Source organism: Rhodococcus sp. ACPA4 (assembly GCF_002300185.1).
Lineage (GTDB): Bacteria > Actinomycetota > Actinomycetes > Mycobacteriales > Mycobacteriaceae > Rhodococcus_F > Rhodococcus_F globerula.
Genome location: NZ_NSDY01000001.1, coordinates 3,759,124 through 3,783,902, shown reverse-complemented (window position 1 = coordinate 3,783,902; position 24,779 = coordinate 3,759,124). Strand labels below are relative to the sequence as shown.

Annotated in this window: 25 protein-coding genes; 20 read left to right on the top strand and 5 right to left on the bottom strand. The window is 60.1% G+C overall.

Translation table 11 applies throughout. From position 1 onward, the window contains the following. The first annotated feature begins 278 nt into the window (after positions 1–278). The 7 genes from CJ178_RS17160 (at position 279) to CJ178_RS17130 (ending at position 7,496) form a co-directional block, all read left to right on the top strand. The gene (locus tag CJ178_RS17160; RefSeq protein ID WP_095888020.1) at positions 279–860 is read left to right on the top strand and encodes a TRAP transporter small permease; all 582 of its coding nucleotides are present in this window, start codon (positions 279–281) and stop codon (positions 858–860) included. Beyond that, positions 860–2,380, top strand: a complete 1,521-nt coding sequence (locus CJ178_RS17155; protein WP_095887186.1) for a TRAP transporter large permease — start codon at positions 860–862, stop codon at positions 2,378–2,380. The genes CJ178_RS17160 and CJ178_RS17155 overlap by 1 nt, the downstream gene beginning before the upstream one ends. A gap of 92 nt (positions 2,381–2,472) precedes the next feature. After that, positions 2,473–3,258: an SDR family NAD(P)-dependent oxidoreductase gene (locus tag CJ178_RS17150; protein WP_179300767.1), complete on the top strand. Its 786-nt coding sequence runs from the start codon at positions 2,473–2,475 to the stop codon at positions 3,256–3,258. A gap of 281 nt (positions 3,259–3,539) precedes the next feature. After that, positions 3,540–4,817 carry a TRAP transporter substrate-binding protein DctP gene (gene dctP / locus CJ178_RS17145; RefSeq protein ID WP_051730397.1) on the top strand — a complete coding sequence of 426 codons (1,278 nt, stop codon included), beginning with the start codon at positions 3,540–3,542 and terminating at the stop codon, positions 4,815–4,817. A 75-nt stretch (positions 4,818–4,892) separates the two neighbouring features. After that, positions 4,893–5,780 (top strand): DUF6282 family protein, encoded by an 888-nt coding sequence (locus tag CJ178_RS17140; protein WP_095887184.1) that lies wholly within the window; start codon positions 4,893–4,895, stop codon positions 5,778–5,780. Positions 5,781–5,884: 104 nt separating this feature from the next. Further along, the gene (locus CJ178_RS17135; RefSeq protein WP_033233346.1) at positions 5,885–6,715 is read left to right on the top strand and encodes a mycofactocin-coupled SDR family oxidoreductase; all 831 of its coding nucleotides are present in this window, start codon (positions 5,885–5,887) and stop codon (positions 6,713–6,715) included. Between the two features lie 10 nt (positions 6,716–6,725). Then, positions 6,726–7,496, top strand: coding sequence for an SDR family NAD(P)-dependent oxidoreductase (locus CJ178_RS17130; protein ID WP_033233344.1), 771 nt, complete (start codon positions 6,726–6,728; stop codon positions 7,494–7,496). 77 nt (positions 7,497–7,573) lie between these two features. Here the strand turns inward: CJ178_RS17130 and CJ178_RS17125 are convergent, their stop codons facing one another. After that, a complete protein-coding gene (locus tag CJ178_RS17125) occupies positions 7,574–8,365 on the bottom strand; it encodes an SDR family NAD(P)-dependent oxidoreductase (RefSeq protein WP_033233342.1) in 792 nt (263 codons plus the stop codon). Between the two features lie 91 nt (positions 8,366–8,456). Here CJ178_RS17125 and CJ178_RS17120 point away from each other — a divergent pair, with 91 nt between their 5' ends. The 4 genes from CJ178_RS17120 to CJ178_RS17105 all read left to right on the top strand — a co-directional run bounded on the left by CJ178_RS17120 (position 8,457) and on the right by CJ178_RS17105 (position 12,550). Then, positions 8,457–9,647: an acyl-CoA dehydrogenase family protein gene (locus CJ178_RS17120; RefSeq protein WP_095888019.1), complete on the top strand. Its 1,191-nt coding sequence runs from the start codon at positions 8,457–8,459 to the stop codon at positions 9,645–9,647. A 2-nt stretch (positions 9,648–9,649) separates the two neighbouring features. Continuing rightward, a complete protein-coding gene (locus CJ178_RS17115; protein WP_033233338.1) occupies positions 9,650–10,852 on the top strand; it encodes a CaiB/BaiF CoA transferase family protein in 1,203 nt (400 codons plus the stop codon). Between the two features lie 57 nt (positions 10,853–10,909). After that, positions 10,910–11,650: a 3-oxoacyl-ACP reductase FabG gene (fabG, locus tag CJ178_RS17110; RefSeq protein WP_095887183.1), complete on the top strand. Its 741-nt coding sequence runs from the start codon at positions 10,910–10,912 to the stop codon at positions 11,648–11,650. Between the two features lie 159 nt (positions 11,651–11,809). Continuing rightward, complete coding sequence (locus CJ178_RS17105) at positions 11,810–12,550, top strand: FadR/GntR family transcriptional regulator (RefSeq protein WP_230590078.1); 741 nt, start codon at positions 11,810–11,812, stop codon at positions 12,548–12,550. A 103-nt stretch (positions 12,551–12,653) separates the two neighbouring features. Here the strand turns inward: CJ178_RS17105 and CJ178_RS17100 are convergent, their stop codons facing one another. Together CJ178_RS17100 and CJ178_RS17095 are read right to left on the bottom strand one after the other, a co-directional pair. After that, complete coding sequence (locus CJ178_RS17100; protein WP_033233331.1) at positions 12,654–13,442, bottom strand: SDR family NAD(P)-dependent oxidoreductase; 789 nt, start codon at positions 13,440–13,442, stop codon at positions 12,654–12,656. A gap of 59 nt (positions 13,443–13,501) precedes the next feature. Continuing rightward, entirely contained in the window at positions 13,502–14,338 is an 837-nt protein-coding gene (locus tag CJ178_RS17095) for a glucose 1-dehydrogenase (protein ID WP_095887182.1), read from the bottom strand. Between the two features lie 151 nt (positions 14,339–14,489). Between CJ178_RS17095 and CJ178_RS17090 the strand changes: the two genes are divergently transcribed. Further along, positions 14,490–14,969, top strand: coding sequence for a nuclear transport factor 2 family protein (locus tag CJ178_RS17090; protein ID WP_218833733.1), 480 nt, complete (start codon positions 14,490–14,492; stop codon positions 14,967–14,969). A gap of 61 nt (positions 14,970–15,030) precedes the next feature. On the opposite strand, the gene CJ178_RS17085 is transcribed toward CJ178_RS17090, so the two are convergent. Both CJ178_RS17085 and CJ178_RS17080 read right to left on the bottom strand, forming a co-directional pair. Continuing rightward, positions 15,031–15,927 (bottom strand): enoyl-CoA hydratase, encoded by an 897-nt coding sequence (locus CJ178_RS17085; RefSeq protein WP_033233327.1) that lies wholly within the window; start codon positions 15,925–15,927, stop codon positions 15,031–15,033. 43 nt (positions 15,928–15,970) lie between these two features. Next, on the bottom strand, positions 15,971–17,017 hold the full coding sequence (locus tag CJ178_RS17080) for a phosphotransferase family protein (protein ID WP_257013244.1): 1,047 nt from the start codon (positions 17,015–17,017) through the stop codon (positions 15,971–15,973). A 229-nt stretch (positions 17,018–17,246) separates the two neighbouring features. On the opposite strand from CJ178_RS17080, the gene CJ178_RS17075 reads away from it, so the two are divergent. The 8 genes from CJ178_RS17075 to CJ178_RS17040 all read left to right on the top strand — a co-directional run bounded on the left by CJ178_RS17075 (position 17,247) and on the right by CJ178_RS17040 (position 24,683). Next, positions 17,247–18,392 (top strand): thiolase family protein, encoded by a 1,146-nt coding sequence (locus CJ178_RS17075; protein ID WP_051730396.1) that lies wholly within the window; start codon positions 17,247–17,249, stop codon positions 18,390–18,392. Between the two features lies 1 nt (position 18,393). Next, on the top strand, positions 18,394–18,837 hold the full coding sequence (locus tag CJ178_RS17070) for a Zn-ribbon domain-containing OB-fold protein (protein ID WP_033233325.1): 444 nt from the start codon (positions 18,394–18,396) through the stop codon (positions 18,835–18,837). A gap of 49 nt (positions 18,838–18,886) precedes the next feature. Further along, the gene (locus tag CJ178_RS17065) at positions 18,887–19,903 is read left to right on the top strand and encodes an LLM class flavin-dependent oxidoreductase (protein ID WP_033233324.1); all 1,017 of its coding nucleotides are present in this window, start codon (positions 18,887–18,889) and stop codon (positions 19,901–19,903) included. Between the two features lie 224 nt (positions 19,904–20,127). Next, the gene (locus CJ178_RS17060; protein WP_095887181.1) at positions 20,128–21,324 is read left to right on the top strand and encodes a cytochrome P450; all 1,197 of its coding nucleotides are present in this window, start codon (positions 20,128–20,130) and stop codon (positions 21,322–21,324) included. Between the two features lies 1 nt (position 21,325). Further along, positions 21,326–21,535 carry a ferredoxin gene (locus CJ178_RS17055; RefSeq protein ID WP_033233321.1) on the top strand — a complete coding sequence of 70 codons (210 nt, stop codon included), beginning with the start codon at positions 21,326–21,328 and terminating at the stop codon, positions 21,533–21,535. A gap of 208 nt (positions 21,536–21,743) precedes the next feature. Continuing rightward, positions 21,744–22,769: an ABC transporter substrate-binding protein gene (locus tag CJ178_RS17050; protein ID WP_095887180.1), complete on the top strand. Its 1,026-nt coding sequence runs from the start codon at positions 21,744–21,746 to the stop codon at positions 22,767–22,769. Between the two features lie 132 nt (positions 22,770–22,901). After that, positions 22,902–23,789, top strand: a complete 888-nt coding sequence (locus CJ178_RS17045; RefSeq protein ID WP_095888016.1) for an ABC transporter ATP-binding protein — start codon at positions 22,902–22,904, stop codon at positions 23,787–23,789. Between the two features lie 45 nt (positions 23,790–23,834). Next, complete coding sequence (locus CJ178_RS17040; protein WP_051730395.1) at positions 23,835–24,683, top strand: ABC transporter permease; 849 nt, start codon at positions 23,835–23,837, stop codon at positions 24,681–24,683. The last annotated feature ends 96 nt before the right edge of the window (positions 24,684–24,779 follow it).

Genomic DNA, 24,779 nt, shown 5'->3' with positions numbered 1-24,779 from the left:
ACAGTATTTTTCGTGTTCGTCTAGCGGCTGTTGGACCCCGGTGGGGTGAACGGCCGCTAGACGTGTCGACGGCGTTTTTCGACACTGAGTGGGCTTCTTGGTCTTCAGTTTTCGGGTTGATCCCAAATGATGATTACCTTTTATGAAAATGATCCGCATAGTTCTTGACTCTGAGGCAATCTAGGCGAATGATTACTCATTGGTCGTGACTCGAATCACGAAGAGCTTATAAGTTGGCCGGTGTCATCACCGCCGACAGGCAGTTTGGAGTATGGATCATGAGCGCATCGAGCGCGGGGCGTGAAAGTCGCCTTCTCTTGCTGATCGAGGTGCCAGCCGTCATTGCCACGTTCGTGATGATGGTGCACATCGCCGCCAATGCGTTGTTGCGTTCGCTCGGTGGCAACCCGATCAATCACACACTGGAGTTGACCCAGTACTGGTACGTCCCGATTATCGCGTTGCTCGGGTTCGTGGCAGCGCAGGCTCGCAACGAACACATCGTCGCAGACTTGATCTTCGACAAGTTGCCGGACGTGACGCGGCGATGGGTTCTGGGATTCGGTTACGTCGTCACGGCTGTGGTGATGGCCGGATTTGCTTGGTACGGATGGGAAGAAGCGCTGCACTCGGCCAAGATCGGCGACACCGCAGGTGTCAGCACCTTGATCTCGTGGCCTGTCGCATTCCTGGTTCCGTTGGTCTTTGCCAGTCTCACAGTGCAATTCGGATACGTTGCCTACCGAGCGGTCATGCATCCGAACACAGTTGAGGAATTGATTGCGGCAAAGGTCGCGGACGACGAGCGATTGCGCGAAGCGAAGCCGCCCCACACCCCTGATTCCGAGGTAGAAGCGTAATGAGCACTGTTTCCGAGGTCGAGAACGTGAAGACGCCATCCGGGGAGCCGGGTCGTACGCCGGAATCGTTTGTCGGGCCGAACAAGAAACTCGCCTACCGGTCGTGGATCACGTTCAGTCTGTTCGTCGCCGCCACAATCATTTCGAGCGTCGCAATCTTCTTGCCACTCAAGACGGAAGCGATCGGCATTGCAGCCATCGTCTGCATGGTGATGCTGATCTTCTTGCGTCTGCCCGTTGCCGTCGCCATGATCGTGCCGTCCATGGCAGCCATGTATTCGATGCGCGGTCCGAAAGTGGTCGAGACGATCTTTGCCACGGTGCCCTATGACGAGGTCGCCAGCTGGACACTGAGCGTGCTGCCGATGTTCATCCTGATGGGCCTGTTCCTGTGGAAGTCGGGGTTGACGGAAAGTCTTTACGGGGCCGGACGTCAGTGGCTCGGTTGGCTTCCCGGCGGACTCGCTGCGGGAACCAACCTCGCCGGCGCCGGGTTGGGTGCAGTCAGCGGATCCACCACCGGCACGGTGTATGCACTGGCACGCATCGGCGTTCCGGAGATGTTGAAGGCCGGGTACAGCAAGCACTTGGCGGTCGGCGCGGTTCTAGTTGCCAGCCTGCCCGGACAGTTGATCCCCCCGAGCATTCTCATGGTTCTGTACGCGGGCATCGCCGAGGTGCCGGTTGGCAAGCAACTGATGGCAGGCATCGGACCGGGTCTACTGGTGATGGTCATGTTCACGATCATGATCGTGGTCTTTGCCAAGTTCGGTAAGGGCGTCGATCCCAGTGCTGCTGATCCTTCGTCGATCGTCAAGACAAGTTGGCGTGGACGCTTCGACAGTTTGGTGAAGATCTGGCCAGTGCCGCTGATCGTCGTCATCATTACGTACGGCATGTTCTCCGGTCTCTTCACTGCGACGGAAGCGGGTGCCGTTGCGGCACTTGCATCACTTGTTGTCTTGCTGATCTGGAAGCGCAAGGGCGGGGCCTGGGCCGCGGTGTCGGAGGCTTCCCTCGGCGCAGTGGCTACCGTTGGCGCGATCTTCATGCTGCTGGTGGGTGTTGCCATCCTCTCGCGCATGATGACCTTGACCGGCATCAGCAACGGATTTGCCGACCTCGTCGCCGATATGAACCTCGGCCGGGTGCAGTTCCTTCTGATGATGATGGTGGTGTACCTCTTCCTCGGCGCCTTCATGGACTCTTTGGCAATGATGGTTTTGACCGTGCCGATCCTGATTCCGACGTTGGCTGCCCTGGATATCTCCATGCTCTGGTACGGCGCGTTTGTCGTCTTCATGTGCGAACTGGCCGTTATCAGCCCGCCAGTGGGAATCCTGTCGATGATCGTTCACTCACTGGTCAAGGACCCCAAGGTCAACCTCGGCACGCCGATTTCCCTCAAAGACGTGTTCGTTGCCGCCGGTTGGTTCCTGCCCATGGCAGTGATCGTGATCCTGATCTTGATCTTCTTCCCGGAGATCGCGACCTTCCTTCCTGATCGTGGTGCAGGTTAAAACGCTGTCGTGGTGGTGAATTCGACGGATGTAGTCAGGCGACGCCCCAGGCGGGGTGGAGTCGAGAAGATTGACGAATGGGAGTTTTTTCAATGACGACGACGGTGCGCAGGCTCGACGGTGAGATTGCATTTGTAACGGGTGGAGGTTCAGGGATCGGGGCCGCCTCGGCGCTACGCCTCGCTGCGGAAGGTGCGCGAGTCGCCGTGATCGACGTCCATCAGGATGCGGCCGAGCGTACGGTTGCCGACATCGTTTCCCGGGGTGGCACTGCCATGGCTTTCGGGGCCGACGTGCGCGACAGTGATGCCTTGAAGTCGATCGCGGATCAGGTGGTTGGGAAGTTCGGTGCCATCAGCATCGTCTTCACCGCTGCCGGTGTCAGCGGTGCTCGCGTCGACAGTCACGAATATCCGATCGCGGAGTGGCAGAACGTCCTCGACATCAATCTCAACGGCACGTTCTTTGCGATTACGGCGTGCCTGCCGTCGATGGTGCAGGCCGGCCGTGGATCGATCGTCACGTGCGGATCGACGTCGTCCTTTGTGGCCACTCAGGGTGGTTTGGCGCCTTATCGTGCGTCGAAGGGCGGCGTGAAGATGCTGACGCAAACGCTGGCTGTGGAGTACGCGCCCAAGGGGATTCGCGTGAACAGTGTGTGCCCGGGCGCGGTCAAGACCAATCTGACGGCGAATACCGCGGCGCTCGTGCCCACCTCAGGTCAGGTGAAGAACCCGTCGAAGCCGCTGTCCGTACCGCTCGGACGCTACGGAGAGCCGGAGGAGATTGCCTCGGTAGTGGCCTTCCTGGCTTCCTCGGATGCTTCGTACGTGACGGGTCAGGCAATTCTGGTCGACGGCGGAGTCACGGCCGAATAGAGACAGCGCACCAACGTAATTCGCTGCGGAGACGGGTGTCGGGTCCTTCATGGATTCGGCACCCTTAGCCGTGCCGTGAGCCGATCAGCCAGACTCGGTAAGGAGAATAATTATTCGCATGAATTCTTGACTTCCTGGCAATCTAGACGCATGATTGTCATGTAAGTGAGGCGCATCACGTCACGCCTTGCTGTCCGTGTGCGCCTGCGGCCACGCTGTAGTTGTAAAGAACCTCGGTAGTACAGGTCCGATTCGGACCGCGAAGAAGGAGCCCTGTGAGGATGTTCTCTGACAAGCCGAAGGCGCTGTTGCGTTTTGGTGCGCTGGCAGCTGCGGGGGCTATTGCTCTCACCGGTTGTGCTGAGACCGGCGGTGGCAATTCCGGGAATGGCCAAGGCCTGGCATACGGGGCCTCCAAGGAGGAGTACCAGGCTGCTTTTGCGGACATCGATCGGATCACTCTCCACACCCAGTCACCCGGTGCCGCGGGTTCAACCGCCGGTGCTTTCCTGGAGAACTATCTGAAGTCGGTCGAGGAATGGTCCGGCGGCAAGATCGAGTTCGACATCGCGTACTCGGATGCCATTGCGAAGGCCGCTCAGATCGACGACGCAGTGCGGGACGGACGTCTCGACATCGGTCAGGTTGTTGCCATCTACGAGCCCAAGGAATACCCCGCTACGGCAGCGCTGCTCGACACAAGTGTCTTGTCGGATCAGTCGGTCGTGACCGGTGCCTTGCAGTCCAACGCATGGGCACCTGAACTTGCCTTCAAGACGCCGGAGATCGTGGCGGAATTCGCAGACAGGGACATGAAACTGATGTTTCCGGCCTACAACGCCGGTGTGAATGCCTTGTTCTGCACGGAGGCGCGAACTACGTCTTCCGAAATCAAGGGTGCCAACATCTCCGTTGGTAATACGGCCGGGACGCAACAGGTGAAAGCGATCGGCGGCAACGCCACTTCGGTGGCATACACCGAACTGTACGAAGCACTTCAGCGTGGCGTGGTCGACTGCAGTATGTCGAGCCCCGCCGTGGGAATTCTGGGTGGATTCATCGAGGCCGCACATGAAGTCGTCATCGACCCAGATGCAGGCTTGGCCGTACCGACCGGAAACATGGTCATCAACCAGGAAGTCTGGAACAAACTGCCGTTGGTGGCGCGGCAGTTGCTCTGGGATCGTATGAAGACCTTCATCTCGGGCAGCATCGAAGACAAGATCTGGCCGATCACTGTTGAGGCAGTCGACGCAATTCGGGCTGCAGGCGGATCCGTGCAGGCATTCGACCCGGAGCTTCGCGCGAAGTTGCAGGAAACCAACAAGTCCATCGTGAATGATCTGGCGAAGAACTCCACCTTCGAGGACGGTGCACAGTTCGCAGCGAATGCCGAGGAACTGGCTGCCAAGTGGTCCAAGATCGTTGCCGATCTCGGGTACACCAACGAGTCCGACTACAACGGATTTGCCGACTGGTACGCGCCGGGCAAGATCGACATCGGGCCGTTTGTCGACAGGCTCTTCGAAGAGGTCTTCCTCCCGAATCGTCCGTCCTGATCGATCGTCTGGCATTGATATGAGGCCGCGGCTTGTGTACAGGAGTCGACGCGCTAGAGAGCGGAGTAACAGCATATGACGCAACGTGATTCGGGGCAGTCTCCCATTCATCTCGAGGACGCGATCGACATGCATTGCCATTTCGGTCCGGAGCCCCTCGTGGAAAAGCTCGCCAAGGTGCCGCACAGTGTGGATCCGATCGAGGCTGCTGCTGAAGCGGAAACCCTGGGTATGAAGGCAATCGTGTTGAAAGCCCACGAATTTCCTTCGACGACGGCCGCTTACCTCGCCAACAAGGCGGTTCCCGGGGTCCGCACGATTGCCGGTATCTGCTGCGATCATCCCGTTGGTGGCCTGAATTCACACGCTGTCGAAGTGGCACTGCGTAACGGCGCTCAGGTGGTGTGGCTTCCCACGATATCGGCGCAGCAGGATGCACCCGTCACGGTGGAGAAATTCTTCGGTGTCACCGAAGGGTTGCGCGTGGTGGACAACGACGGCCAGATACTTCCCGAGGTTCGAACCATCATGGACCTTGTGATCGAACATGGTGGAGTCCTTGCTACCGGACACATCTCGAAGGCGGAGCATTTTGCCGTCGCGCGTGAGTTCGGTACGCGTGGAAACCTGTTGGTCACGCACGCCATGCACGAGACCACCGGACCGCGATTGAGTGTTCCGGAGACACTGGAGTTGGCCGAACTCGGCGCATTCATCGAGTTGACCGCCCACACCTGCATGGGTGCCCCGTCTTCCTTCGGCAACGTGATCGACGCGATCAAGTTGATCGGGCCGGACCGGGCGGTTGTTTCCACCGATTACGGCTGGAGTTGCAATCTTCCGAAGCCTGGCGCAGGGCTGCAGAGTTATATCAATGCGCTCTGGGATGAAGGTGTGTCGGAAGACGACCTGCGTACCATGGCGTGCGACAACCCGGCTCGGTTGTTGAATCTCGCCGGCTAGAAGATCGTGTGAAAGGTCATGGCCGGTAGGGTGATCCGATTTTCCTCGCGCTTCACCGACCGTCCTGGAGAAATTTCGATCAATAGAGAAGAAAAGGATCAGTAATGGGTCGAGTATCAGGCAAAGTTGCATTCATCACCGGAGCGGCACGCGGACAGGGGCGTTCGCACGCGCTTCGCCTCGCTGCTGAAGGTGCCGACATCGTCGCGACTGACGCATGTGAAGACATCGATTCGCTCGAATACGCGATGGCAACCGAAGACGATCTGCGTGAAACCGAGCGACTGGTCAAGGAACTCGGCCGTCGAATCCTCATCCGCAAGGTCGATGTCCGGGACCAGGACGGCATGAACGCGGTTGCGAACGACGCGGTCGAAGCATTCGGCGGTATCGATATCGTCAGCGCCAACGCCGGCGTCTGTGGTTGCATTCCGACACTCGACCTGTCCACGGACGAGTGGCAGGACATGATCGACATCAACCTGACCGGTGTCTGGCGTACCGTCAAGGCAACTGCGCCGCACATGATCAAGGCAGGCAAGGGTGGTTCGATCGTCCTGACCTCCTCAGCTGTGACGTTCAAGGGTTCGGCAAATGTCGCGCACTACAACGCATCCAAGAGTGGTGTCGAGGGTTTGATGAAGACCCTGGCCAACGAATTCGGGCCGCACAAGATCCGGGTCAACACCGTCCATCCCGGCAACGTGGGAACAGCGATGCTGTTCAGCGACTCCACTCTGCGAGTATTCAACCCGGACAAGGAAAACCCGACCATCGAGGACCTGCGCGAGCGGGCTCGGGGCCGCAACCCTCTCGACACCGCATGGGTCGAGCCCGAAGACATCAGCCATGCCGTCCTGTTCCTGGCCTCTGACGAATCTCGATTTGTCACCGGCGTATCCCTGCCCGTCGACTGTGGCCTCCGGGTCAGTTAAGAGATCTCTGATGCAGAAGTTTACGAAGGACCGTCATCTGGGGCGACGCATCGTTGTCAGTGGCGGCGTCGGTGGCATCGGTGCCGCGGCGATTGCGCGCTTGGTGGAAGAGGGCGCAGCAATCGGCATCCTCGACACCGATGAAGCTGGGGCACAGGCGCTTGCGACCAAGATTACTGCCGCCGGTGGCGTTGCGATCGGCGTGCTCTGCGACGTGGGCGACGAAGCATCGGTCTCCGCAGCCACGGAGCAGGTTGCGCAGCATCTCGGCGGTATCGACGGTGCTGTGACGTGTGCCGGCATTGCACGCTCGTCACTTGCCGGCGAAATGGCGTTCGACGACTGGGATTCGGTTATCCGGGTCAACCTCACCGGTTCGTTCCTGGTACTGAAGTTTGCTCTTCCGCACATAGAGCGCGCCGGTGGTGGCAGCATCGTCACCATCGGGTCGGTGGCGTCGTTGATCTCGGCGAACAAGAACACCCCGAGCTACGACGCATCCAAGAGTGGCGTCGTAGGACTGACACGTTCCGTCGCTATCGGTTACGCAGACAAGGGAATTCGAGCGAATTGCCTGTGCCCCGGCGTCGTCGATACCGAGTTGGCCCGCAAGGCCCGCGAGACCAACGGAGTGACCAGCACCGCGCTGGCGCAAACGCCGCTGGCTCGCCGTGCCGAAACGGGCGAGATGGCGTCGGTCATTTCCTTCCTGCTCTCGGATGAGGCGTCGTACATCACCGGTTCCACGCTGGCCGCTGACGGCGGACTCACCGCGCAGTAATCTGTCATACGCAAAAGAGGCGGTGCCCCAAGGGTTCCGCCTCTTTTGTCGACCTTCGCCTCTTTCGTCGACTGTTCTCAGATTGCGCTGCGACCGCCGTCGACGGCGTAGATTGCGCCGGTGACCCAGTTCGCCTCGTCGCTTGCGAGGAACAGCGCAAGATTTGCGACGTCGTCCGGAACTCCGAGTCGTTGCAGCGGAAAACGTTTCGCCACTTCGGCATCCTTGATGGAGTGGTTGTTGTCGGCGGGAGCGTCGCCGCGCTCTTCCCGTGAGCGGTAGACCAGGGGAGTGGGGATGGTCCCCGGGCAAATTGCGTTCACGCGTACACCATTCGGCCCATACGTGGCTGCCATCTGCTTGGTCATCGCGATGACGCCGCCCTTGGCTGCGGTGTACGGGAAGATACCGTTGATCCCTACCAGTCCGCCCATGCTGGCTTGGTTGATGATGACACCTTCGCCGCGTTCGATCATGTGTGGCAGAGCGTATTTCGCCGAGAGCCACACGCCTTTGAGGTTGATGTCGATGACTTTGTCCCACAGATCCTCGGTGATGTCTGCGGCGTTACCCGTACCGGCAATGCCGGCATTGGCGAACAGGATGTCGATCCGGCCGAGTTGATCGATTGTGTCCGCGATCATCTTCTCGGAATCGGCAGCGGAGGACACGTCGGCCGCGAGAGCGATTGCCCGTGTTCCCTGGTCGGCGATTTCGCGAGCAACTTCTTGTGCTGCAGACAGATTCAGGTCGACACACGCAACTTCTGCGCCCTCCTGTGCGAAGCGCAGCGCGGTGGCTCGGCCGAGCCCCGAGCCTGCCCCGGTGATCAAGGCAGTCTTTCCGGCCAAACGTCCAGTGGTACTCATCGACGGTTCCTTTCAGGCGTGTTATAGATTGATGATAATCAATCTATACAATCCGTTGACACGTGCGGGCACTGTGAGGAGTATTGCGAGTATGACATCAGGTACTGCAGTCAGTCCGGAAGATTTCGTAGACATCCTGAGACAGACACGTGAGTTCATCCGCAAGGGCGTTGTTCCGCGTGAGCAGGAGATCGCGGACACCGACAGTATTCCCGAGGACATCCGCAAAAATGCTGCTGCGATGGGCCTTTTCGGATATGCCATACCTCAGGAATGGGGTGGACTGGGACTGGATCTGACGCAGGATGTCGAACTGGCAATGGAATTCGGCTACACCTCGCTGTCCCTGCGATCCATGTTCGGCACCAACAACGGCATCGCAGGCCAGGTGCTGGTCAATTTCGGCACGGACGAGCAGAAGCAACAGTGGCTCGAGGGCATTGCCTCCGGAGATGTCGTGGCCTCCTTTGCGCTCACAGAACCCGGAGCGGGTTCCAATCCGGCAGGTCTCCGAACCAAAGCGGTACGTGAGGGTGAGGATTGGGTCATTTCGGGTGAGAAACGATTCATCACGAACGCGCCACTCGCCGACCTGTTCGTCGTGTTCGCCCGCACGCGTCCGGCGGACGAGAACGGCACCGGTATTGCGGTGTTCCTGGTTCCAGCCGACACCGAGGGTGTGCAGGTCGCCCCGAAGGACCGCAAGATGGGTCAGGAAGGCGCCTGGACGGCGGACGTCCACTTCACCGACGTGCGAGTCCCGAACTCTGCTCTGGTAGGCGGCTCCGAGGATGTGGGCTACCGCGCGGCGATGACCTCGCTCGCCCGCGGTCGCGTGCACATTGCTGCGCTGTCTGTCGGTTCCGCGCAGCGTGCCCTCGACGAAGCGGTGTCCTATGCCGCGACGGCAATGCAGGGTGGCACCGCGATCGGTGACTTCCAATTGGTGCAGGCAATGATTGCCGACATCGCTACGGGTGTGATGGCCGGTCGTGCGATGGTTCGCGAGGTGGCCGCTCGCTACGTCTCCGGCGAAGACCGTCGGATCGGACCGTCGGCCGTGAAGCTCTTCTGCACCGAAATGGTCGGAAAGGCAGCTGATCTCGCTGTGCAGATCCACGGTGGCACCGGGTACATGCGCGAAGTGCCCGTGGAACGTATTTACCGCGATGTGCGACTGCTGCGCCTGTACGAGGGCACCAGCGAGGTCCAGCGACTCATCATCGGCGGGGGTCTGGTCAACCAGGCCAAGAAGGCCGCAGCCGGCGGGACGGGGCGCTGATCATGTCGGATTCCGCAGCTTCCGCAGGTTTGCCGCTCGACGGAATCACCGTCGTAAGCCTCGAGCAGGCCGTCGCGGCTCCGATCGCCAGTCGTCACCTCGCCGATCTGGGCGCGCGTGTGATCAAGGTCGAACGGATCGGGGAAGGTGACTTCGCGCGCAACTACGACGCCGCTGTGCATGGCCTGGCCTCGCATTTCGTATGGCTGAACCGCAACAAGGAATCGATCTGTGTCGACCTCAAATCAGAGCAGGGGCGCGCGGCGATTATCGATCTGATCGCGACGGCAGACGTCTTCATCCAGAACTTCGCACCCGGCGCCGCGGAACGTCTCGGACTCGGTGCGCAAGCGCTGCGCAGCAATCATCCGGAACTGATTGTCGTGAACATGACCGGCTACGGTACGGCGGGCCCGCTCAAGGATCGCAAGGCCTACGACATGCTCGTGCAGGCGGAGACCGGATTGTGTTCGATTACCGGAACACCTGAAACTGCAACCAAGACAGGTGTTCCCGCATCCGACATTGCGGCAGGACTGTACGCGTTGACGTCCGTTCAGGCCGCACTGTTCCGCCGCGAGCGCACTGGCGCGGGTGCCACGATCGACGTCGCGATGTTCGACGCGACAGTCGAGTGGCTGGGGCATCCGATGTACATGCAGATGTATCAGGACACGCAGATCAAACGAATGGGTCTGAGTCACGCCTCGATCGCGCCGTACGACGCGTATCCGACGCTCGACGGGCAGATCCTGATCGGCGTGCAGAACGATCGAGGGTGGAGGCAATTGGTCACCGAGGTGTTCGGTCGGCCCGATCTCGCCGACCACCCGCGGTTCGCCACGAATATCCTTCGGGTCCAGCACCGCGGTGAAGTTGATGCGCTGGTGGCCGAGCTGACCCGGGAGTTCAAGACAGCGGACTTGGATGACAAGTTGGCGCAGGCAGGCGTTCCCGCGGCGCAGCTCAACGACATGAAAGCGCTTCTGGCGCACCCGCAGCTCGAGGCCCGGGATCGATGGCGAGAGGTTGGCACCGAGGCCGGTCCCATTCGCGGAGTGCTTCCTCCGATGACCTTCGAAGACGTGGAGATGCGGATGGATGCCGTGCCGGCTCTCGGCCAGCAGACGGACGCCATTCTCGGCTCGTTGGGACGCTCTGCCGAGCAGATCGAGTCGATGCGCACGTCGGGCATCGTGCAATAGCTACAGGACCCATCGTGATCGATTGCCCGAAAAACATTACAGACGAATGGAGTTGGCATGGGATTGTTGAGCGGAAAGGTCGCCGTGGTTACCGGTGGCGCGCAGGGGATCGGACTCGAGATTGCCCGCACCTTTGTCGCCGAGGGAGCCAAGGTTGTCATCGGGGACATCAACTGTGAAGTCGGAGCAGGAGCGGTGGCAGAACTCGGCGGCGAGACTGTCGCGCGGTTCGCGTCCTGCGACGTACGAGACAGTGCGCAGGTCGAATCGATGATCGATCTGGCCGAATCGGCCTTCGGCCCACTTGACGTGCTCGTGAACAATGCCGGCATGACCCGCGACGCGACGATGCGGAAGATGACCGAGCAGGATTTCGACGACGTGATTGCCGTGCATCTCAAGGGAGCGTGGAACGGCACCCGGGCTGCGGCTGCACGTATGCGTGAGCGTGAGAGCGGCGCAATCATCAACATCTCGTCGATATCCGGAAAAGTGGGTTTGCTCGGTCAGACGAACTACTCCGCGGCCAAAGCCGGGATTGTCGGTCTGACAAAAGCGGCGGCAAAGGAAGTGGCGTTCAAGAACGTTCGTGTCAACGCCGTGCAGCCAGGCTTGGTCCGGACCGCCATGACCGAGGCAATGCCCGAGCGGATCTGGCAGCAGAAGTTGGATGAGATCCCGATGGCCCGCGCCGCGGAACCGAACGAAGTTGCGTCGGTGGTGCTGTTCTTGGCGAGCGACATGTCCAGCTACATGACGGGGGCCGTGCTCGAAGTGACCGGCGGACGCCATATGTGAATTCACTGGGTAGCGCAAGTCGAACGTGCTGATTTCCGACGTTGATCATCAATTACCTGGATTGCATTGTGATGCGGCCACCGGATGAGGTAAACATAGTCAGGAATTGCCATTCTCGAACTCCTGCTCGGGAAATCATGGCTGGTGGAGGTGTGTGGAGTGGTACGGGCAACGTTGCGTCCGCAGAAGACTGCGATGCTTGTCGCACAGCGGATCGTTGAAGATATCAACCGGCGCGGTAACAAGGTCGGTGATCGGCTGCCGCCTGAGCGAGTGATGCTCGAGGAGTACGAGGTAGGGCGAGGCACACTCCGGGAATCGTTGAGATTCCTGGAGTTACAAGGCGTGCTTGCGCTCAAACCGGGGCCTGGTGGTGGCCCGATCGTTCAGCAGCCGGACAGTACTGCCCTCGCGACGGCGATCACGCTCCTGCTTCAATTCGAAAGCGCCCCGTTCCGGACTGTGGTCGAGGCCCGAACCGCGCTCGAGCCGATGATGGCCAAGCTTGCGGCAGAACGGATCAGCGAAGAACAATTGGCAGAGCTCAAACACTGTGTCGAACATCAGCGCGCAAATCTCGACGACGAGCAGATCTTCGTGGAGATGAGCCGGGTGTTCCACGACACAATTGCCCAAGGCTCGGGAAACGTTCTCTTTGCCTACCTCATTCATGCTTTGCTCGACATGCTCGACGGAACGGTCATGGGCATGGAGTACCCGATGCGTAGCCGAGTCGCGACCTGCGACATTCACGAGAAGATCTATCTCGCGGTTGCAGACGGCGACCCCGCTGCGGCGTTGACGGCTATGGAAGAGCACATTGCCGGTATCTGGCGTTACGAGCTCAAGCATTACCCGGAGTTGCTCGATACTCCGATCGCATGGGGTGGAACCGACTGATGCGCTAACACGCAAAGTTTTTCGTACGTCGATATCTACGCACCGAGTGCCGGTTCGCCTGTGATGGGCGAACCGGCACTCGGCTTCGGTTGCTGTCTCGAGCTCAGTTGCGTAAACCGCGCCATGCTGTGGTTCCACCGTCGACGGGAAGGATGACCCCGGTGAGGAAGGATGCCGCGTCGGAAGCCAAGAAGGCCACGACCTTTGCGACCTCGTCGGATGTGCCGAAGCGGGGAATCAAGTGTGCCCCGGTCATCCGTTGCAGTTGAGCGTCGTAGTCTGGCGCTGACGCGAGGAACGCATCGCTCATCGGGGTAGCGATGGAACCAGGGCAGAAGGCATTGCATCGAATCTCGGGTGACAAGGCGATTGCGGTGGTACGAGTCAACTGAATGACAGCGGCCTTGCTCGACGGGTATGCGGTCGACACGTATCCGACCATGCCTGCGACCGATGCGGCATTGATCACCGAGGGGCCGCGACCGGATGTGCGCAGGTGAGGTGCTGCGAACTTGGTTGCCAGCCAGATGGACTTGACGTTGATGGAAAACACCTTGTCCCACACGTCTTCCGGGAGATCCTCGAAGCTGGTGTCTGTCGTGAAGGCACCTTCCATGACGCCCGCGTTGTTGATCAAGGTGTCGAGACCGCCGCCACCGGCAACGGCCTGCTCGATCATCGCCCGGATCTCGTCGGAATTCGCGAGGTCTACAGCAATAGCTTGTGCGCCGATGCCGAGTTTTCGGATCTCGGCTGCAGCTTCCTGTGCCCCCTCGACATTGCGGTCGGCGACACTGACATATTCGGCGCCCTGCCGCGCTGCCTCCAGGGCGATCTCGCGGCCCATACCCTGTGCGGCCCCGGTGACCAGAATGCGCTTTCCGTCCAACATGGTTTTTCTCCTTCAGATTGCGTAGAGCGAGGATGCTGCAAGATTCGTGACAGGTGAAGCTAGGTTCTGCGGCCGGCTTCGAGCACGGTGACGGACTGGTCGTATTTGCCAGTGGCAAAGGGGGATTGGCCGATCGCGCCCGTCATTCCAGCGTCCACCGGCAGCGTGACGCCGGTGACGAATGCCGCGGCGTCGCTGGCCAGATACAACACGGCTGCTGCAACGTCTGCGGGGAGTAACGGCCGACTCATCAGAGCAGTGTCGTTCATCGTCTCGAGTGCCTGATCGAGGTGATCGGGTCCGCCAGCCACGAGGCTGGCCGTCATCGGTGAGACGACGGCACCCGGCACGACGGTATTGACCCGGATATTGAACGGCCGGAGCTCCGCGGCTACGGAATTGGAAATCCCGATGACAGCGGCCTTGGTGGCGCTGTACACGTGCGGTCCGACCCCGCCCAGCATTCCGGCCGGACTCGAGGTGGAGATGATGACCCCACGCCGTCGCGGCTTCATGACGCGCGCCGCGTGCTTCATGCCGGAAATGACACTTCGGAGATTGATCGCGATCGTCCGGTCGGCGTCGTCGATGCATGTGCTGTCGATCGGGCCGAGAGTTCCCATCACGCCGGCATTGTTGAACATGATGTCGAGCTGACCGAACCGCGATACAGCGGCATCTACAGCGGCAGCGACGTCGGACTCCGCGGAGACGTCCGTTTCGAGAAAGATTGCCTTGTTGCCGAGTTCGGCGGCCAGTAGTTGTCCAGGCGCTACCTGGATGTCGGCTATGACCACCGACGCACCCTCCGCATGCAGCTCGCGCACCGCGGCCTCGCCGATACCGCTCGCACCTCCGGTGACCACTGCTACTCGGCCGATAAAGCGGTCGCCCATCGTGTTCCTCTCGCCGCCGTGGCCGTCGCGCGTGTGATCGAGAAATTGCGTCGTAGTCGATGCGTCGACAGACCAGGATTTATTTGATAACTATTAACATAATCTAGGGCGCGGGTGCCACGCCGGACAAACCAAGAGATTGGATGACGTGATGACGGAAAACGACATGGTGGCCCGGTTGAACGATGTGGAGGCTCGGCTGCGCCGACTCGAAGACTGCGCTGCGGCAACAGGATTGATGCACCGATATGCGGCTGCATTGGACAATCCGGTGCCGGAACTCGTCGCCGGCCTGTTCACTGCGGATGGCGTCCTGCGTACCGGTCGCGGAGAACACAAGGGGCGCGGTGCGATTGCCGATTTCTATCGCAGCGTGCCCATGTTCGATCCCACGGAGAAGCGGCACTTCATCGCGCTACCGAAGGTGGCCTGGATCGGCGACGGCGTGGTCGAGATCGAGGCGTACTTCACGTACATCGGAAGAGGCGATGATGCGTCCACGCTTGGATGGGGGCTCTATCGCGACACGATTGTGGTGGACGCGGGAGCGGCGCTGTTCGGATCGAAGGAGATCGACGTACATTTCGGCGGCGATCTGAACCAGGGGTGGCCGCGCCGACCCGCACGGTAACCGGTGCGACGCTGCGCCCGCTTCCGGTGGTTTCCGCACGGGCGCAGCACTTCTACGCGTCTTACGGAACGCGGGGGTCCGCTCGGCGGGTCGGCGGGGCGTTCTTCCAGTCCGGAAGCCCGAGCTCGGGCGTTCCGATCGGGGAGGCGCCGCCGGAGAGTACGGTCCACTGTGCGTGGTTGAGCTGGTGAATGGTGAAGCAGGCATCGAGGGCAGTCGAGAAGCCCATCGCGTCGACCGATTGATTGACGGATTCCTTGACCAGTAGTGCGGCCATCGTGGGTACCTTGGCGATGCGGCGAGCGAATTCTTCTGTACGCTCGGAAATTACGTCGGCACTGAAGATCTTGGTGACCATACCGAGGGCCAGTGCATCCTCCGCATTGATCGAATCGCCGGTCAGTAGAAGCTCTTTTGCCTTGCGCGGACCGAATTCCCAGGGGTGGCCGAAGTATTCGACCCCGCACATGCCCAATCGAGTTGCCACGACATCGGCGAACTCGGTGCCTTCCGCAGCGACGATGAAGTCGCAGGACCACGCAAGCATCAGGGCAGCCGAGAACACGTTGCCGTGAACCTGTGCAATGGTGATCTTGCGGAGGTTGCGCCAGCGGCGGGTGTTCTCGTAGTAGTAGTGCCATTCCTGGTGCAGTCGCGGCTCCAGGCCTTCCTTGGTGGCACCGTTGCACTGAAAGCTGAAGTGCTGGTCCGGCCCCGGATTGCGTTCGGCATTGGCTTCCGAGGATCCGAGATCGTGACCGGAGGAAAATGCCGGGCCTTCGCCGCTGAGAATGACCACCCGGACGGTGTCGTCGGCTTCGGCGCGCGAGAAAGCCTCACCGAGTTCGACCAGCAGGCCACGGTTTTGGGCATTTCGCGTGCGCGGGCGGTCGAGGGAGATCCGTGCAATGGTTCCGTCGTCGATCGTCTTGTACGTGATGAACTTGTAGTCGCTCATGTGAGGTCCTTTCGGGTGTGCTCGGGAATGTCGGGTCAGGCGCTCAGCGGACGGTGTGCGACAAGACGATGCTCAAACCCTGCTCGATCAGAGATTCTGCGGTCCGGTGCAGTCGCTCGCCCACGTCCGCGGCGGCCTTGCCCGCGCAGGAGCGGGCGTACGTGCCTTCGAGGAGAATGCCCAGGCGGTAGCAGGCCAACGCTTGGTACCAGTCGACATTGCTCAGGTCGCGAGCGCTTCCCTGCGAATATTGCGCGATCAGTTCGTCGCGTGTGGGTAGTCCGGGGAGGGACTTGGCCAGCCCGACCGTACGACGTTCGGTTTCGTTGGGCCACGTTGCAAGGAGGTGTCCGAGGTCGAGGAGAGGGTCGCCGATCGTCGCCAGTTCCCAGTCGATGATCGCTGCGACTTTCGGGGCGTCGAGTCGGAACATGACGTTGCCGAAATGGAAGTCACCGTGGATAAGTCCGGGTTGCCAGTCGGTCGGAACGTTGCTTTGGAGCCAGGCGCCGAGCCTGTCGATGTCGGGCAAAGCAGCAGATCCCGGCCATCCCTCGAGTTCGGCATACGAATCGAGCTGCTTGCGCCACTTGGGCACCTGGCGTTCGAGCCATCCGTCGGCGCGGCCGAGGGACGACACACCCGCCGTATCGGGATCAACTCGACCCAGTGCGGCCAGGGCATCGATCATCGACAAGCCCAGGGCGTGTTGATGATCGAGCGAATTCACGAGATCGTCCGGCACCTCTGAAGTAGCCGTGAAGCCGGTAACAGCCTCCATGATGAAGAACTGGCACCCGAGGACATCGTGGTCGTCGCACGATGCGATCAGACGCGGATGCGGGACGTCGCTGTTTGCCAGCCCGGCCAACACGACTGCTTCACGTCGCATTGTCTCGTCGCTGTTCGTGCGCTTGTGCAGTGGTGGTCGACGGAATACGAGATCCTGCCCGCCGCGAGAGAATCGAATGAGGATGTTCTGCGTGCCGCCGGCAAGTTCGACAACGTCGGTCACGGGACCTGTCCCGATTCCGTTCTCGTCCATCCAGGTAGTCAGACGGTCCATGTCCACCACGCTCGGGTTGTCCACCCAGCTCACCTCTGTTCGGTCATCGAATTGCCGCAGGGCGGCACGTGTCGTCGAGTATTCGTAACACTACACATAGATACTAACCATTGTCATGATTTACTTCACATTTCAGGTGGTGTCACTCCGTCGACCTGCGGCTTGCCAATGTCGAGTGTGAAGTGGCACCATCGGCAGATTCAATGTGACTATTATCATCAATAGCGTAGGGTGACGTTCCGGAGGTGGACTGGTGAGTGGCAAAACGAACGTCGCTGTTGTCGGTGTGGGTGAATCGGAGTTCGGCCGGGGGCTGAACTGTTCGGTGGACGCACTGGTTATCGAAGCTAGTCGCGCGGCCATGTGCGACGCGGGATTGACGGCGCGCGATATCGACGGAGTCATACCGGCGGGCTCGGCATTCAATGCCGACGAGATTGCAACCGCATTGGGCGTAGATCGAAAATTCACCGCGTCGCCCGGCATTCCCGCTGGCGCGGGACCTCTCGCGGCCGTCGCGCTGGCCCGAACCGTCATTGAGGCAGGACAAGCCGAGACCGTTCTCGTCTACTACGGCTACATGGGATCGAAACCCGGTGGCCCGTACGGCTATCACGCACGCGATCCGATCAAGGCCAGCTTGGAAATGCCGTTCGGTTGGTACGGTCAGCCCACGTACTTTGCGGCATGGGCGCAGCGATACTGCCACGAGTACGGAGTTGCACCAGAGGATCTCGGATCGATTGCTCGTTCCAACCGGTCGTGGGCGCAGATCACGCCGGGGGCGCAGAAGCGCACGCCGATGTCGCAGGACGACTATCTGGCCAGTCCGATGGTCGCATCGCCTCTCCGTGTCGCTGACTGCTGTCTGATTACGGACGGTGCGGGGGCAGTCATCGTCACGGCGCTCGAGCGAGCCCGCGATCTGCCCAACCCGCCGGCCCTGATCGCCGGCGTGGGAGTTACGTCGGTGGAGTCGACCATGACCAGTTTCTTCACGCAGAAGGCGGACATGCTCTCGTTCGGCTCCGCTCGCTCCGGGCCGATCGCCTTCGCGGACGCGGGTCTATCGGTGTCGGATATCGACGTAGCCGAGATATACGACTGCTTCAGTATTTCGCAGGCGATTCAGATCGAGGATCTCGGATTCTGTAGCCGTGGTGAGGGGTTCGCCTTTACTGCCGAAGGAAATACTGCACCAGGCGGGGCGATGCCGGTCAATACGAACGGCGGGCACATGTCGTACGCCTACATTCCAGGCATCGTGCATGTGATCGAAGCGGTCAGACAACTTCGCGGGTCCCGAGGACAAGCACAGGTCGCCGGGGCGGAGACAGCACTGGTTGCCGCGCTCGGCGGTCCGGAGCACGCGACGCTCATCTTCGCGAAGGATCACTGACATGACTGAGATCTCTGTGCATGACGCGGTAGTCGGTATTCCCAATTTTCCTCCGCCCCAAGATGTTCCCGAACTGAACGGCTTTTGGAATGCGGTCGAGCGAGGCTGCATCGCTCTTCCGGCCTGCCCGACGTGCGGTGCGTGGCAGTGGTACCCCTTGGCTGGTCGACCATGCGGTCATCCTGGTGAACTCGAATGGCGCGACCTGAGTGGTCACGGCACGATCTTTACTTTCACGCGGGTCGAACGCTCATTTTTGCCTACGGGTAGCAACCCGCCGTATACCGTCGCCCTTGTCGAACTGGACGAGGCTCCGGGAGTTCGGCTGGTCACCGTCCTGGTCGGCCCCGGCAGTGTGGACCCCGTCATCGGATCTCGGGTCACTCTCTCGCCCACTGAGTTCGAGACTCACACCCTGCCGACATTCTCCTTGGATTCTCGCTGATTCATCCCAAGACCTTTTCGAACATCACCAGAAAGTGCGGGTAAATTGTATGAGACTTTCACTGCGCTACGACATGCGCGCTCCCTCGATCGGGGCGCCCGCCGCCGAGCTGTACAAGGCGGCGATTGACCAATGTGACTGGGCGGACAAGCTCGGCTTCGAGACTGTGTTTCTTGCCGAGCACCACGGCGCCGAGGACGGCTACTGCGCCTCACCGCTGATTCAGGGCTCAGCCATCGCTGCTCGCACCGAACGGATGAAGATTCACTTCTCCGCACTCGTTGCAGTGCTGCACAATCCGTTGCGGTTGGCGGAGGATCTGGCGACCCTTGACATCATCAGTGCTGGGCGAATCGAGATGACGATGGGAATCGGGTACCGGGACAGCGAGTACGCGATGTTCGAGATCCCTCGCGCACGACGAGTAAAGATCCTCGAGGAAACGATCGGAATCCTCGAGAAGGCATGGACGGGAGAGCCCTTCGAATATCGCGGCATGACCGTCCGTGTGCGTCCGACTCCGGTCCAGACTCCCCGTCCACCGATCTACATCGGTGGTTCCGCTGAGGCATCCGCGCGACGCGCTGCCAAGCTGGGAGACAACTACATGCCTGCCGGCGACAAGGACGGCTTGTACGCAATCTACAACGAGGAACGCCGCAAGCTGGGGTTACCGATTCCGCCGCGGCCGCCGAACCCCGGCCCACTGTTCCTTTTCGTCACCGATGATCCGGACCGGGATTGGCCGATTCTGGCCCCGCACCTTCTGTACACGACGAACTCGAATGCACAGTGGGCCAAGGAACGTGGCGTCGGCACGACCACCTACCCGTTTGTCGAGAGCATTGGCGAACTGAAGAAGCAGAAGCACTTTGTCGTGGTAACACCGGAGCAATGCATCGATCTGTGCGTCCAGCGTGGTCTCGATTCGGAATTGATGTTCCAGCCGTTGATGGGTGGGTTGGCGCCCGAGCACGGCTGGCGAAGCCTGGAACTCTTCGAGTCCAAGGTGCTGCCGACGCTGGAAGAGTTGGGCTACAGAAAGCCCTCGCAGCGCGCGAGCTGACCCACGTCCCTTTCTGCTCTTGACACAACCGCCCCTATCAATGATGATAATCATTACAGTGGCGCACGTCACGAACTGGCCAAGTGGATCGAGACGCCCGCCGTCCCTTCCTTGCTGCTCTCTCAGTGAATCCTTCTGTGATCGAAAAGATTTCAGCGGGGAAGCAGTGGTGCCTCGAGTAGAAGCGACGGCGTGCATCGGATCGATACAGAGTGAGGACCTCGATGAACAAAGTCCAGGGTTGCCCCGTCAGTCACAACCGATACGCCGAGAACTCCGAAATCTACGGACATTACGCACTTCTCGATGCGGAGCGTGATGCTGCCAGGTTCCATTTCAACGACACGAACCAAAATGGATTCTGGATGCTTACTCGGTACCAGGACGTGCTGGAGGGCTTTCAGAAGCACCAGGAGTGGACAACCGAGTCGCGTTCGGCGCTCTACCCGGATACGACGCTGCGCCTGTTGCCCCAGGACCTCAACGGCGACGAGCACACCAAGTTGAGAAAGGTCATCAATCCGTTCTTTGCGCCGGCCGCCGTCAAGCGGATGGAAGAACTTGCCCATGCGCGCGCCGTCGAACTGATCGAAGAGCTTCGGCCGCAGGGGAAGTGTAACTTCGTCGCGGAGTTCGCGATTCGATATCCGACGGATATCTTTCTGACGCTGTTGGGCCTTCCGGTCAGCGACGGTGAGTTCTTTGTCCCGTGGAGCGAAGACATGCTCAATGCCATGTTGGCGGGCTACGGACCGGAGGTCGACGAACCCAAGAACAAGATCCTGGCATATTTCGACGAGGCAGTGAACGAGCGTCGCAATAACCCGCGCGATTCCAAGGAAGACCTACTCACCCGGTTGGTCCAAGCGCAGATCGACGACGACGAGATCACTCACGACGACATCCTTCTGATCTGCATGTCTCTGATGCTCGCCGGACTCGACACGACGCGGTCGGCGTTGGGGTACATTTACGCACACCTGGCCGAAAATTCCGAGGATCGCGCACTGATGGTCGAGGACCCGACGCTCTGTCGTAGTGCGGTCGAAGAGTTTATTCGCATGTACCCGTTGGTGATTCAGGCTGGCCGTAGAGTCCAGGTCGACACCGAGTTTCACGGTCTCGAATTGTCGGAGCGGGATGTCGTCTGGTTAGGTGTTGGTTCCGCCAACCGTGATCCGGAGAAGTTTCCCGACCCGGACAAGTTCATCTTGGGTCGGCAAGGACTCAATCAGCACCTGGCCTTCGGGGCAGGGCCCCATCGTTGCATCGGAATGCACCTTGCCAGATTGGAATTGGCGGTTGTGCTCGAAGAGTGGCACAAGCTGATCCCCGAATACAGGTTGGCGGAGGGCGCCGAGTTGACCGAGCGTGGTGCCCAACTGACCTTGACCGCACTACCTTTGGAATGGGACGTCTGACATGTACTTGACCATCGACAAAAGTAAGTGCATGGGACACGGGCGTTGCTACGCCGAGGTTCCGACGTTGTTGTCGGACGACGAGGAAGGCTTTGTGGCAGAGGGTGGTACGACCTTCGAGGTCCCAGGCAATTTGCATGACGACGCGGTGGCCGCTGTGAATGCTTGTCCAGAGTTGGCAATTGCGCTCGTTCCCGAGCGGGCCCAGTAGCCCTCATACGTCCGGTGGACACCATGATCCGGTTGGAATTGCGTTCGGCGCCAACCGGATCACCTCCGTCTGGGGAAGGTGTGGGTCGAGATGTGGCTCGATCGGAAATTCCTGATCAGGTATTGACGTCACCCGATTCATGACTATGATTAATCACATAAGTGGGCCAGCGCTATGCGGTGATTCACATCTACTCGGAGGTTGAAGAATGCGTGCTCATCTGGCACGAATGTCGGGCGTCGCTCTGATCGGATTGTCGTTGGTTGCATGCGGGAGCAGTGGCGGCGAAACCGGCGACACTACCGACGGTTCGCTCGCGAAGATCAATGTTTCCGTCACGCCGGGCACTGTGTGGGGTATCCCGATCGCAGTGGCGAAGTCGGAGGGTTTCTTCGACGCAGCCGGCGTCGACGTGACCGTCTCGCCCTCACCGTCGGGAATGGGCCACAATCAGCTGTTGGCAAGTGGTGTAGAGGACTTCGGTCCCTCCTCGCCGAGTCAAGCGCTTGCGGCAATTCAGCAGGGCCAGGATGCCGTCATATCCTGCGGCGGCAATTCGCAGACTCCGACGGCTATCGTCGCTCCGATCGGCAGTGGACTCCCGACGGCGGCTTCCGGTGCCACCAGCGCTGATGTCCTCGGGGCGCTCAAGGGTAAGACTCTCGGTATGCCCGCTGCTGCGGGTACCGGCACGTCAAACCTCATGGTGCAGACGCTTGCCGGTGTGGGTTTGAACGAAGGTGACTACACCCTCGTCAATATCGGTTCCGGCACTACGGCTCAGGCCGCACTGATTTCCAAGCAGGTGGATGCTGCCATGGCGGCAACTCCGACGGCCGAGACCGTCGTCGGCAACGGCGATGCGATCGAACTGACGTATCTGTCCGACGACATGGAGAACTACCAGATGATCGGTGGTGTGTGGCAGAGCCGGCGCTCGTGGGTCGAACAGAACCCGAAGGCGGAGAGTGGATTCTGCGCGGCCATGGCGGATGCGTACGAGTTCCTACAGGATCCGGCAAACAAGGATGCGGTGAACGACTACGTCATCGAAGCGGTCGGCACCAACACCTCCGCATCGGCAGTCGACCAGATCCGGGAGAACTTCTCGGTATTGACCGCTGAGCTTCCCGAAGCGGAGATGCAGAAGACCATCGACGGTCTCACGTCACTCGGCGTGCTCGAGGCCGAGCCGAAAGTTACCTTCGAACAAGCAGTGCTGGTAAGCAAGTAAACCTTCGATACTCTCTTGCGAAACAACAACATTCGCCGTGAGGAGAGATCGAGCGTCAAACGTCAATGCGTGTGAGTGCACACGTCCGTCGAGCGTCGGCGGATTCGGAACCCGAAGTGGATCGAGAATGAGATGACAGATCTGTACAGCAGGCCAGCTGGTGCCACCGCGGCCGAGGGCAAGCACGCCAAGTCCCCGCGCGAGTCCATTCTCAGCTTCGAGAATGTGTCGCAGGTTTACGGAGGCTCAGGCGGTACGGCCGAGTTCGTTGCATTGGACAACGTCAGCTTCGAGGTTCCGGCAGGGCAGTTCATCGCGATTGTGGGAGCCAGCGGTTGCGGCAAAACCACTCTGCTGAACATGGCGGCGGGGTTGGCGCAGCCCACTGGTGGAAAGGTATTCCTCTCGGGGAGTACACCCAAGTCTCCCAATTTTGATCTCGGATACATGTTCGCTCGGGATTCGCTCCTGCCTTGGCGCACCGCACGCAAGAACGTGTCACTTCCGTTGGAAGCCCGCAATGTTCCTGCGGCACAGCGTAAAGAGCGTGCGGACGAGATGCTTGCGATGGTGGGTCTGGCAGGCAAGGAGAAGCAGTTTCCGTCCCAGCTGTCGCAGGGCATGCGTCAGCGCGTGGCGATTGCGCGGACAATGGCATCCGATCCCACGATGTTGCTGATGGACGAACCGTTTGCGGCACTTGATGCGCGGACGCGGCTGCACATGCAGGGCGAGTTCCTGCGTATCTGGGAAAACGATCTCGACGAAAACGGCGACACCAAGCGAACCGTTTTCCTTGTCACTCATGACCTGCAGGAAGCGACAGTGCTTGCTGACCGTGTCATCGTGATGCTTCCGAGTCCTGGGCGCATCGCCACGGATCTTCTTATCGATCTTCCGCGCCCGCGAGCGCATCTGATCGACGAAATTATCTTCACCGAGCGGTTCCGTGAGTTGCAGCATGAACTCTTCACTCAACTCGAAGGCGCGGTCGGGCGTAGTGAAACACCCACAGGCTAACGGGCGACTCACAGCCCGCATCGGCGAGACAGATCGGAAAAGCGAATGAGCACACAGTTGGAAACCACAGTGACTGCGGTACCTGCAACGCGTAGTCCTGCTGCGCCGGTGGCCAAGTCGAAACGGTCCTGGAGGCCGTCGAATTTCACGGCCGGTATTCTTGCCACCCAACTCGTCATTGTCATCGGCTTCCTGGTGCTGTGGGAAGTCGCAGTCAACAAAGGTTGGGCGAACGCGCTGTTCGTCAGTCAGCCGAGCGCGGTGTGGGGCGCATTGATCGACTACGTGACATCGAAACAGATGCGCGTCTCGGCGGGTGCGACTCTGACAGCAGTCGTCCAGTCGTTTGTCATCGGTTCCGTATCCGGAATCGTTGTCGGTTGCCTGATCGGGACCAACGAATTTCTGGATCGCGTGTTCAGTCCGTTCCTCGTGCCGCTCAACGCAGTTCCACGAATTGCATTGGCGCCGCTTTTTGTTGCCTGGTTCGGTCTGACCAACACCTCCAAAGTTGTGATGGGTGTGTCGATCGTGTTCTTCCTGCTCGTGGAGAACTCGCGGTCTGCGGTGAAAGGTGTCGACCGTGACCAGATGACCATGGCCAAAGTCGTCGGATTGAATCGACAGAAGCTGATGACCAAAGTTATTCTGCCTTCGGCGGTTCCGACTATTTTTGCCGGATTGCGGCTCGCGATCACCTACGCGATTCTGGGCGTGATCGCGAGTGAGATGATCGCTGCGAAGAACGGGTTGGGCCAAGACATCGTCCGGTACAGCAGTGAGTTCCAGATCGACTACGTCTTTGCGGTGTTGATCGTGCTGGTGACCATTGCGACGGTTGCCAGTGTCGGTTCGAGCAAGTTGGAGCGTTGGTTGCTTCGTTGGCAGGACTGAGCGCCAAGACAATGTCCAGGGCCGGTTCCCCCACTTCTTCGGGGGAGCCGGCCCTTGTCATACCTCGTTCGAAGCTGCTGAATTATGTTGAACCAC